At 48.7% G+C, this 11,554-nt stretch carries 11 protein-coding genes; all 11 read left to right on the top strand.

Going from position 1 to position 11,554, the window contains the following annotated elements:
* Positions 1-52: 52 nt before the first annotated feature.
* Complete coding sequence (locus L9G74_RS12125) at positions 53-964, top strand: LysR family transcriptional regulator (RefSeq protein WP_238896667.1); 912 nt, start codon at positions 53-55, stop codon at positions 962-964.
* A gap of 104 nt (positions 965-1,068) precedes the next feature.
* Positions 1,069-2,217 (top strand): PA0049 C-terminal domain-containing protein, encoded by a 1,149-nt coding sequence (locus tag L9G74_RS12120; RefSeq protein ID WP_238896666.1) that lies wholly within the window; start codon positions 1,069-1,071, stop codon positions 2,215-2,217.
* 53 nt (positions 2,218-2,270) lie between these two features.
* On the top strand, positions 2,271-2,831 hold the full coding sequence (locus tag L9G74_RS12115) for a SprT family zinc-dependent metalloprotease (RefSeq protein ID WP_238896665.1): 561 nt from the start codon (positions 2,271-2,273) through the stop codon (positions 2,829-2,831).
* A gap of 160 nt (positions 2,832-2,991) precedes the next feature.
* The gene (locus tag L9G74_RS12110; RefSeq protein WP_238896664.1) at positions 2,992-4,005 is read left to right on the top strand and encodes a hypothetical protein; all 1,014 of its coding nucleotides are present in this window, start codon (positions 2,992-2,994) and stop codon (positions 4,003-4,005) included.
* A gap of 94 nt (positions 4,006-4,099) precedes the next feature.
* A complete protein-coding gene (gene rsmE / locus L9G74_RS12105) occupies positions 4,100-4,831 on the top strand; it encodes a 16S rRNA (uracil(1498)-N(3))-methyltransferase (RefSeq protein ID WP_238896663.1) in 732 nt (243 codons plus the stop codon).
* A gap of 25 nt (positions 4,832-4,856) precedes the next feature.
* The gene (gshB, locus tag L9G74_RS12100; RefSeq protein ID WP_238896662.1) at positions 4,857-5,813 is read left to right on the top strand and encodes a glutathione synthase; all 957 of its coding nucleotides are present in this window, start codon (positions 4,857-4,859) and stop codon (positions 5,811-5,813) included.
* A gap of 3 nt (positions 5,814-5,816) precedes the next feature.
* Positions 5,817-7,130 (top strand): alkaline phosphatase, encoded by a 1,314-nt coding sequence (locus tag L9G74_RS12095; protein ID WP_238896661.1) that lies wholly within the window; start codon positions 5,817-5,819, stop codon positions 7,128-7,130.
* Between the two features lie 103 nt (positions 7,131-7,233).
* A complete protein-coding gene (locus L9G74_RS12090; protein ID WP_238896660.1) occupies positions 7,234-8,262 on the top strand; it encodes a methyltransferase in 1,029 nt (342 codons plus the stop codon).
* A gap of 147 nt (positions 8,263-8,409) precedes the next feature.
* Positions 8,410-10,080, top strand: a complete 1,671-nt coding sequence (locus L9G74_RS12085; protein WP_238896659.1) for a flagellar assembly protein A — start codon at positions 8,410-8,412, stop codon at positions 10,078-10,080.
* Positions 10,067-10,402 (top strand): DUF4144 family protein, encoded by a 336-nt coding sequence (locus L9G74_RS12080; protein ID WP_238896690.1) that lies wholly within the window; start codon positions 10,067-10,069, stop codon positions 10,400-10,402. The genes L9G74_RS12085 and L9G74_RS12080 overlap by 14 nt, the downstream gene beginning before the upstream one ends.
* A gap of 62 nt (positions 10,403-10,464) precedes the next feature.
* The gene (locus L9G74_RS12075) at positions 10,465-11,553 is read left to right on the top strand and encodes a metalloprotease (RefSeq protein ID WP_238896658.1); all 1,089 of its coding nucleotides are present in this window, start codon (positions 10,465-10,467) and stop codon (positions 11,551-11,553) included.
* Position 11,554 lies beyond the last annotated feature (1 nt).

Genomic DNA, 11,554 nt, shown 5'->3' with positions numbered 1-11,554 from the left:
CCATTAAACTACCTTAGACACTTTGTTCCATATTTGAGACAGTAAGAAAAACATGCCAGATTTGAATGGGATGCTGCTATTTGCGGCAGTGGTCAGAGCAGAGGGATTCTCACAAGCAGCGCGAGAAACTGGACTCCCAAAATCAACGATCAGCCGTAAAATTGCTCAATTAGAGCAAGAACTCGGTGTCCGCCTGCTACAGCGAAATACCCGTTCAATCAGTCTGACACAAATCGGTGCGCTATTTTACCAGCACTGCGAAAATATCACCAATGAAGTAGAAGCCGCCAAAGCCACCATCGAATACACCCATAATGATGTGTCGGGGTTGCTACGCATTGCGGTGCCGGTTTCATTTAACCAAGAAGTGATCGCTAACTTATGTAGCGGCTTTATGCATCTCTACCCCAGCATTGAACTCGACGTGCAATTTACCGACGCCGAAGTGGGACTGGTGGGTGAAGGTTACGACATAGCTATCAAATATGGGCCGCTGCAATCCTCAGACTTAGTCGCCAGATTACTGTTTGAACGCCAACCTATCTTAGTCGCTGGTCCCGGATATCTCAAAGCCCGCGGCACACCCGCCACGCCAAAAGATTTAGCTGAGCATGATGGCATTTTGTTGGGCACACTGCGTTCCGCCCCCATTTGGCCTTTGGGTAAAGGTAACCGTAAAACCATGGCATCGTTTCGCCGCCGGGTAAGAGCCAACAGTTCAGTGATGGTAAAACGCATGGCGATAGATGATTTTGGCATCGCCATTTTGTCTAACTCGGTCTGCAAGAATGAAATTGCCAGCGGCGCCTTAGTTCCTGTGCTGCAAGAATGGCCAATTGAGTCTTTTAAAGTCTACGGCGTGTATTCCAGCCGCCGCCAGTTAGCCACCAACATCAGCGTGTTCCTCGACTTCTTTACTAAACGCTTCGGTAGCCAAGAATCGCTACAAGCATTAATGATGTAACTATCAGATCTATGAGCAATTAGCGGCTTATCGCACTTTGCGCTCGACGCAGGCTAGTGCATACTTAACGGCCAAGTCATTCGATATTATTGAAGGAATCGATCATGCCTAAGCCGCTGATATTCGCCGCCCTACTCAGCAGCAATTGTGTTGCATTAGCTGCTACGGCAGGTGTTGAGGAGCAACGTATTCCCACGGCTAACGCTGCCATGCCAGAGGTGGTGAGCCGTTATTCAGCATTTGTGGATGACTTAAGCAAACAATATGCGCAAGCCAACGATGAACTTAAAGTCACACAAACCGTGGCTAAGTTGGGGCAACGCGTTTGGCAGCAGGCGGTGCGCGATGTGCAATCGGGTCATCCTGATGATCGCTCGCTCTATTGGTCACGGTTGCAGATGCGTGATGCGCTCAGCAAGCAAAAGCCTGCCTTTAATATTGCCGGCTGGCAGCAAGAGGTATTACTGAATGCGGTCGAGCGTGCCTCACGTGGGTTTAGCGATATCAACTTTGCAGAAGACAGCCAAATCAAAATTCTGCTGACCGGCTTTGATCCATTCTTCCTCGACCGTCACATCGACCAAAGTAATCCGTCAGGCGTAGTCGCTTTAGCGCTTGATGGTTACCGCTTTGAGGTCAACGGTAAAAAAGCCCAGATAGAAACCGTGATGATCCCGGTGCGCTATGAAGACTTTGACGCTGGTATTATCGAATCGCTGCTGACGCCAGCGTATCGTCGCAACCAACTCGACATGGTATTTACCGTCAGCATGGGGCGTGACAATTTTGATATCGAGCGTTTCCCCGGACGCAATCGTTCGGCCAAAGCGCCCGATAACCGCAACGTTTATACTGGCGCTGATAAAGAACATCCGCAGGCACCCAAGCTTGATGGTAAAACTCTAAACGGCCCAGAATTTGTCGAGTTTTCACTACCAGTTACGGCCATGCAACAAGTTACTGGCCGCTGGACAGTGAATGACAACCACCAAGTCACTACCCTATCGCGTGGTAGCTTTGCCTCGGGCTCGTTAGCGGAACTGCAAAACGAAACCTCAGTAGAAGGTTCTGGCGGCGGGTATCTCTCCAACGAGATCTCTTACCGCGCCATTTTGCTGAAAAACCAACTGAACAGCACCATCCCGACTGGTCACATTCATACTCCGCGTTTGCAAGGTTACGATGCCGAGATGGAACAACAGATTGTCGAACAAGTGCAGCAGATGATTGCCGCCGCAGCCGCAACTCGCTAAGGTAATAGTCCGACGATTTGCGTCGGGCTTTTTGCTTTATTGGAGTGTCATCTTTGTTCGCACGCGTAAAACGCTTTGCCAGTTTGGCAAAGTCTTCTTCTCCCGCAACCGCTCGTCCAGTGGTTGCCCTCCCCACAAGCGAACAGCAAGCCGCAGTGATTGCGCGCGTGGAAGCCTGTTATCAACAAGCGGAGCAGCAACTTGACCGCGTGTTTACGCGCCCCAGTATTAATTTCAAACTGCGTGGTAAAGCCGCTGGCACCGCGCATCCAGTTACCCAACAGTTGCGCTTTAATGCCGTGCTGCTTGAGGAAAACCCACAGCATTTTTTAACTGATGTGGTGCCGCACGAAGTGTGTCATCTATTAACCGCGCAGTTGTTTGGCCGTGTCAAACCCCATGGCCACGAGTGGAAAGGCTTGATGCAACAAGTGTTCGGGCTAAGCGGCGATGTCACCCATCAATTGGATGTCAGCTCAGTGACGCCCAAAGGGATCGCCTATCATTGCCGCTGTGGCACCGTTGAGTTGAGTATTCGCCGCCACAATAAAGTGGTACGCCAACAAGCGCAGTACCTGTGCCGCCGCTGTGGTGAGCAGTTAACCAAAACGTAAATTATTAGAACAAGGGATTTTTATACCAAATACCAATAAGATAAAATGTTCTAATAAAATAACGTCCATTCACTACCACCAATACCTGAAATAGCTAAATCATATGCATTCTTATCACATAGCGGTTGGTCCAATATCGAGTAATGAAAGTTTCACATGGGTGAGTCGTGATATTTTAGATTACTTAGAAATCAATAAGTTAACCACACACCACATCCATTATTTTGAATCAGTCGAAAAAATTCCGCAGCAATGCGACGCCGTGATATTTGTCAAAGCGCTGCCAACGTTGCAGCAGCTTCGCCGTTTACGTTCTCAAAGACTATTTTATATTCCGGTAGATCAAATTTCACACCTAGGGAAAATTCCCCTTATCAATATTAAACTGCAGCAGTTCGAAGGTATATTATTCCATAGCGACATATTAGCTAAGCACCTATATTGTCCAAGTTATCAATTTAATATTGATCACTACACCAAATATCAAGTAACAAGAAGCGATAGCGAAATTTCAGATGATGCGCCGGTAGCTTGGATTGGCGTTTATGAATATTTACCTTGTACGTTTAAATTCCTACACGGTAATAACGAAGATATTTTAAAAAATATCAAACTATTATCTAACATCAACATGTTAACAAGTCGCCGTATTCGCAAACTTGCTCATGAGTTTTCTCGACTCGGAATACCGTTTAATTTTAGCCGCTGCGATGAGTACGTAACGATCAATGGCATACGCATAGACCAGTGGAGCGAAAGCAGCCAGAGCCAGCTAATAGCCTGCTGCCGTTATGTGCTGGACATCAAAGATGATAGTTTTAGACAGCAGACAAAACCACCAACAAAATGCCAGATTTATGTCAGTTCAGGTATACCGGTTGCCGTAAATACTACGCATCCAGCGATCGAATACTTATCCAAATTCAACATTAATTTATTAACTGTTGAAGATGTAAAAAAACTATCACTGTCACAGCTGAAACAATATGGCGATCAGTTAAAACAACAAGCAACGGATAAATTTGATATTACATCCGTATCAAAACAGTACTTACATGTATTAGACGTATTACAACAGCCGAGACCTAAAACAGTGACAACTGTCAGCAGCTGGGACTATATACAATATTTTTGGTTGTGGTTAAAAAGTAGCTTAAGCAAGTTATCCCATTAAAAAGTTTAAAGACTACATGTAACAGGTTAAAATACGCCAACAAGTCAAAAAATATTAACCATTCCTGAAATTTTTCAGTTTAACAGGAGCGAAAATGCGAGTTCCCCGTGTTCATCAAGCGAGAACAATTTCGCCCAACACCGAGATTAGCTTAGATGCCGATGCCAGCGCCCATATAGGCCGCGTACTGCGCATGAGCGAAGGTCAAGCCATTAGCCTGTTCAATGGCGATGGTAATGACTATCCGGCTATCATTACCGCTGCGGGCAAGAAAACTGTCGACGTGCGGATTGAAGGCTGTGATGCCAATCCGTCTGAATCGCCACTTAATCTGCATTTGGGTCAAGTGATCTCCCGTGGTGACCGCATGGACTTCACCATCCAAAAGTCAGTTGAATTAGGCGTTAATACGATAACGCCATTGTTTTCAGAACGTTGTGGCGTCAAACTGGACGGCGAAAGGTTAGAGAAAAAGATTCAGCAGTGGCAAAAAATCGTCATTAGTGCTTGTGAGCAATCAGGCCGCAGTGTCGTGCCAACGGTACGCCCAGCGATGAACCTGCTCGACTGGTGTAGCGAAGCCAGCAACGCAGTAAAATTGAATCTCCACCCGCGCGCCCAAGGTGGCATCAGTAGCTTGGCGCTAGATAGTGGTCGTGTACGTTTGTTGATCGGCCCCGAGGGCGGCCTGTCAGAAGCGGAAATTGCGATGACTGAACAACAAGGCTTTACCGATGTGTTACTCGGCCCGCGCGTATTGCGTACCGAAACCGCCGCATTAACCGCCATCTCCGTGCTGCAATCCAGATTCGGTGATTTGGGCTAAGTCAGAATGAAGTAAGGATAAATAAATGATTAAACTTGGCATCGTGATGGACCCCATTGCGGACATCAACATCAAAAAAGACACCAGCTTTGCTATGTTGCTCGCCGCCCAAAGCCGCGGCTATGAGCTGTTTTACATGGAAATGGCTGACCTCGCCATGGTGCAAGGTGAAGCCCGCGCTAACATGCGTAAGTTGACCGTGCGCCAAGACGCCAACGACTGGTTTACCTTAGCTGAAGCGCAAGAGCTGCCGCTAAGCGATCTTGACGTTATTCTGATGCGTAAAGACCCACCATTCGACACTGAATTTATCTACGCCACCTACATGTTGGAACGCGCAGAAGAAGCGGGCACCTTGATTGTTAACAAGCCACAAAGCCTGCGGGACGCCAACGAAAAACTGTTCACCGCTTGGTTTAACGAATTCACCCCGATCACGGTAGTGACTCGCGATGCCAAACGCCTGCGCGCCTTCCACCAAGAACACGGCGACGTGATTCTTAAACCGTTAGACGGTATGGGCGGCGCCTCGATCTTCCGTCTGAAACAAGACGACGCCAACGTCGGCGTGATCATTGAGACCCTGACCGACCACGGTAAACGCTACGCCATGGCGCAAAAATACATTCCTGAGATTGTTGATGGTGATAAGCGCATTCTGGTGGTTGATGGCGAACCAATGCCTTATTGCTTGGCACGTATTCCACAAAAAGGTGAAACCCGTGGCAACCTCGCTGCCGGTGGTAGTGGCCGGGCACAACCGTTGTCAGACAGCGACTGGAAAATTGCTAACGCCATCGCGCCTGAACTGAAACGCCGCGGTTTGATCTTCGTTGGCCTCGATGTCATCGGCGATAAGTTGACCGAAATCAACGTCACCAGCCCAACCTGCGTACGTGAGATTGAAGCAGCATTTGACGTGGATATCACCGGCAAATTGATGGATGCCATTGAGCGTCGCATCAGTGAAATCAAAGGATAAATAATGAAATTCAAGCAATTATGCCTAATCGCAGTTGCCTGCTGGCTGCCGTTATCTACCTATGCTGAAGCGCCGCTAAATCCTACGGCGGCACCAGCCCGGCCAAAGAATATCGTCATCATGATTGGTGATGGTATGGGCCCGTCATACACCACGGCCTACCGCTACTATAAAGACAATCCCGATACGGAAGAGATCGAGCAAACCGTATTTGACCGTTTGCTTGTGGGCATGGCATCCACCTATCCAGCCAACGTCAGTGGTTATGTCACCGACTCCGCTGCGGCGGCGACAGCTTTGTCTACTGGCTTTAAAAGCTACAACGGAGCCATCAGCGTTGACGTCAACAAGCGCCCGCTCACTACCATGCTAGAACGCGCTAAACAGCGCGGTTTGAGCACAGGTGTGGCGGTGACTTGCCAAGTGAACCATGCCACACCAGCAGCATTTTTATCCCATGATGAAAGCCGTAAAAATTACGACGCGATTGCCGCCACCTACATCAATACTGATGCCGATGTGATTTTGGGCGGCGGGCAGAAATACTTCACCCAACCCATGCGCGACGAGTTCACCGCTAAAGGCTACCAAGTGCTGACGGATTTCAGCCAATTGGACGCCGTCAGCCAACCCAAAGTATTGGGCTTGTTCGCCGATGTGCAGTTGCCTTGGTCGTTGGATGAACCCGAAGTACACCGTTTGAGCCAACTCACCAGCAAGTCATTAGAGCTGCTATCACAGAATCAGCAAGGTTTTGTACTGCTGGTTGAAGGGAGCCAGATTGACTGGGGCGGCCACGCTAATGACATCGCGGCGGCGATGGGCGAAATGGATGAGTTTGCCCACAGCATAGAAGTGGTTGAGCAGTTTGTGCGTAACCACCCAGACACGCTGATGGTAATCACTGCCGATCACAGCACGGGTGGCCTCTCTATCGGCGCCAATGGTAAATATGAATGGCACCCTGAGGTGCTGCACAAAATGACTGGCAGCCCTGAAACCATGGCAGCGCAAGCGGTAGCGAACGAACAGTGGCGCGAACCACTGAGTGCCAGCCTCGGCTTTGCTATCGACGACGAGCTGTACAGCAAGTTTGAAGTCGCACGCATGCAAGGTAAAAAGGCGCTGACGACCGCCATCAAACAAGAGATCGACCTGCGCACCAATACCGGTTGGACCACCCCCGGCCATACAGGTGTCGATGTGCAAGTGTTCGCCGCCGGTCCTGGCTCAGAGCTGTTTATTGGGAGTCAGGATAATACCGACATCGCCAATAAGATTATCAGCTTGATGCCCAAGGCCAAAGCTGCCAAATAATCTTGACTGAATACATGCTAAAAGGGCTCATTTGAGCCCTTTTTCATTTCTCCGCCAAGCTAGCTTATAATGCCCGCCAATCTCATTTCAGGAATCGAACATCGTGTTAACTGCACCATCTGAACTACTTATTCGTAATCAATCGTTATTGGCTGGTAAACAGGTGCTGCTGCTTAACCATGAAGCTGACCGCTGCGCTGAGCAACTGCTAGCAGTATGCGACAACGTCACCACGTTAGCCTTGGATTACCCCCACTTTCAGCTACAGCCGCGCAATAAAACTAACCTGCATGCTGAGTTTGGCCATAAGTTAACCGCAGATAGCCGCCATAGATTTGATACTGTGGTGATCTACTATCCGAAAGCGAAACCACTACTGGACTACCTGCTGCACCTAGCGGCGTATTATTTGAAAGCCGATGGCGAACTGTTAGTCGTTGGCGATAACAAAGGTGGTATTCGTTCGTTCAATAAACTGAAATCGACCGACTTTAGCCCACCAATCAAACTAGATAATGCCCGCCACTGTTTGCTGTTTGCCAGCACAGTATTGGCGCATCCAGCCACCATCAATGTAGAACGCTTCGTAAGCCAATACACGCTAGAGATCGATAATCGACCACTAACAATCTGCAATATGGTCGGCACCTTCAGTGAAAAACAACTCGACCAAGGCACCGCCTTATTGCTGCAACATCTGCCGCCGCTGAATGGGCGAGTGTTGGATTTCGGCTGTGGTGCAGGTGTGATAACCGCGGCACTGCTGGCGCGTTTTCCCAGCCTTGACATGGAATGTGTCGACATCAACGCGATGGCCTTATTGTCTTGTGAAAAAACCTTAGCTGCCAACGGGATGCAAGCCAAGATTTATGCATCAGATGGATTGAGCCAATGCGACGGTGTGTTTGATGCCATTATCTCCAACCCACCATTTCATGACGGCTTAATGAGTACCACGGATATTGCCACCCAGTTTGTCAAAGATAGCCAACAACAGCTACGCAAAGGTGGACTGTGGCAGATAGTCGCCAACCGCCATCTGCCCTACGCAGATGCTATTGCCGCCAGCTTTGGAAATGTAAATGTTGTCGCGGAGAATAATCGCTATAAGATTTATAAAAATCTTCGATAAAACAATAAGTAATATTGTAATACCACAAATTTTGAGACATTCCTTATACGTTTGTTAACAAAAGAGTGCTGCTGTTATATAACAATTGATATACTCGAGGGGTTAAAGTAGGTTCCGGCGATAAAAAAATCTTTACTGGATAACAACATGCTGACACCCGATCTGCTCAATTTTAGCGGCGACGGCCTATTTGCTGAGCTGAAGCTGATCCCAAATAGCGACGGCCCAGTGTCTGAAGAGGCCGTCCGAGAATTATTGACACTTCCAGAGTTCAATAAGCTATTCCCTATTGATTTTAATATAAAACAAGCGGTTAAAGACATCAACGCACTCGCCAATGATGGCGAAGGCAAAACACCGATCGTCTTCAAAATTGCCGAACGACGCGACGGCCAAATTTTGCTGGAGACCAGCAATGACAAGATGCAAGCCAGCATGACATTGGTTGCGCCTTGGGGAGGCAAACAACCAACTTTGCCCGATATTCTGCGCAGCCTGAAAGAAAAAGGCATTAACATGGGCTTATCGCGCGCTAAAATCGAGGCCATGCTGCACAAGTTGCCCCAACTCAAAGCAGGCGAAAGTGTCAGTGGCGTCATTGCCATTGGTAAGCCCGCCATTAATGGCATACATGCATCATTAATTCGAAAAGTCCCGCTCGCCCGTGAACGTCTATTACATCCGCAGGAACGCGAAGATGGCACCGTTGATATGCGCAACCTTGGCTCGGTGGTGATGGTCAGTCCTAACGATGTACTGATGGAGATAACACATGCAACGCCGGGCACGCTAGGTTACACCGTCTACGGCGATGTGCTGCAACCTAAGGTGGGAAAAGACCTTACATTGAATGCTGGCCCGGGCACACACATTGATCCAGATGACGAAACAAAATTGATTGCCACAGTGGCCGGTCAACCGGTTGAAATCAATAACGGCATGCAAGTTGACGACGTACTACAGATAAAAGAAGTTAACGTTGGCTATGGCAATGTTGATTTTAAAGGCAGTGTGCTGATCACCGGCGATGTATGCGAAGGGATGCAGGTACGCAGCTCGGGGGATATCACGGTGATGGGCTTCGTCGAGTCCGCTACCTTAGAAGCTGATGGCGACATTACTGTGAGTAAAGGCGTTCTCGGCCGTCAGTTAGGCGGCAACGAGCTGTCGACCAAACTCACGGCGAAAGGGCAAATATCCGCCCAATTTGTGCAATACTCCGCCTTGACCAGCCAAAAAGATATTCTCATCACCAAGCAACTGCTGCACAGCCACACCAATACCGAAAGTAAACTCATTGTCAGCGATGCAACGGGTCGCCGCGGCGATCTTATCGGTGGTAGAGCCTATGCCGAAAAAGGCATTGAAGCGGTCACCATTGGGGCAACCGCCGATACCAAAACTGAAGTACTATGTGCCATGAACTTAGAGACGCTGAAACTGCGGCTTAAAGATCTGGAAGACAGCAGCCGCAGTTTGTTTGTTGCCAAGCTGGATTTGGAAGCACGGTTGCGTCGTTTACCGCCCAAAGAGGAGTGGCAGAACGATCCAAACATGGTCGATCAAGTGAAAATGATGCTGGCGCAGAAGCACCGTGTGGAAGCGGAACTGGCGCGCGAAGAAACTGAGAAAGATCTACTCGGAAAAGAAACCGAAGATTATTACGCCAACTATTTCATCGAAGCAAAGACACACATCTACTCCAATGTTGAGGTGCATATTGGTAGCGCCATTCAACGCACGCAGCGAGAACACGGCCCTTGTCATGTCCATCATCAACACGGTGAACTGAATTTTGACTACAGTGCAAAGAAGTGAGTTAGACGGCATTTGTTGGCCTGCGCTCTGGTTAGCGGCGCAGGCTGATGAGTTGGTGGTAATAACAGATGATGCTGACTTAGTAGCCTTAACAGGCGCACAGAGCAGCTTCGTCAGCCCCAATGACCGTTTGATCGATAGTCAATTGCAACAATGGCTGTGGCTGCATAATTGCTGGCAACCACAGCCAGAACCCATCACGCTTACGGAACTCACCCATCACTTTCGTCGCCATGCCGCATTATGTAATGTGTGCTGTTTAGAAAAACTGACATTTCCTGACTTTGCCACGCTAATAAACGCATTAAAATCGATGGATTAGGCTTCTACCGCCAATGCTGAACAGGCATAATCGCCGCATTGATGTGAACGCTAGGATTTTTTGTGGAACTCCTGAATATTGATTGCTTTGGCAAATCACTCCGGCTTGAAGGCTCGCCCGTTGGTTGGCAACAATTATCGTGGGACGAACAGATCGTCTCGCAAAAACAAGGCCCAGCCGATGGGCTGAAAGTGCATATTTTCCGCTTACATCATCCGGGGCGGCAAACAGATATCGAGGTCAGATTAGAAATCGACTTACGCTGGCAGCCGTTTGTATTGGACTACCGCTTAGTCATTGAAGATGAAGTGATCACCAGCGGCCAACGAGTTGCCAAGGATATTGAACAACAGCGCCCGACGAAACCCGCCGCAACAAGCAAGACGCCAATCAAACCTTGGGGATTACTGGCGCTCGGTTTTAAGCTGTTTAAAAGCGCTAAAGTCATCAAAGTGGTATTGGCCGGTGCCAGTGTGGCAGCCTATAGTTGGCTGTTTTCCTTTGAGTTCGCCATTGCCTTGATCCTTTGCTTGGTGATCCACGAGTACGGCCATATCCGCGCCATGAAACGCTTCGGCCTGCAAACCAAAGGTATCTACTTAATTCCGTTTCTTGGTGGTTTAGCGGTATCTGACAGCAAGCTCAACACCCGCTGGCAGAACGTGGTGATTTCCATCATGGGGCCAACCTACGGCATGTTGTTATCCATAATCGCGTTTATCGCTTATGAAGTCACGGGCATGGAATTGCTGGCGGGCTTAGCGGTATTCAATGCGCTGCTAAATATCTTTAACTTATTACCCATCCTGCCGCTAGATGGCGGCCACATCATCAAGAGTATTGGTTACTCGCAGAATCATTTAACCGGGTTGATCGTCTGTATCGCTGGAGCAGCGCTGGGCGTGTATATCAGCTATGCGCTTGGCTTGACCTTATTGGGGATTCTACTTGCTGTGGGTAGCTTAGAGATCATTATGGAGTGGCGTTATCGCCACCAGAGTGATTTGTTACCGATGGACCGTTATGGTCAAATCGTTTCGGCGGTGTGGTATCTACTGACGATAGCGGTATTGGCTGGCATTATTGCCGTATTGGCACAATCCAGCGACAACCCCGTAATGCAACTCCCTTTGCATATTTTACGCGGCTAAT

Source organism: Shewanella electrica, from assembly GCF_022321485.1.
Taxonomy (GTDB): Bacteria; Pseudomonadota; Gammaproteobacteria; order Enterobacterales; family Shewanellaceae; genus Shewanella; species Shewanella electrica.
This window is presented reverse-complemented; position numbering and strand designations above follow the sequence as displayed.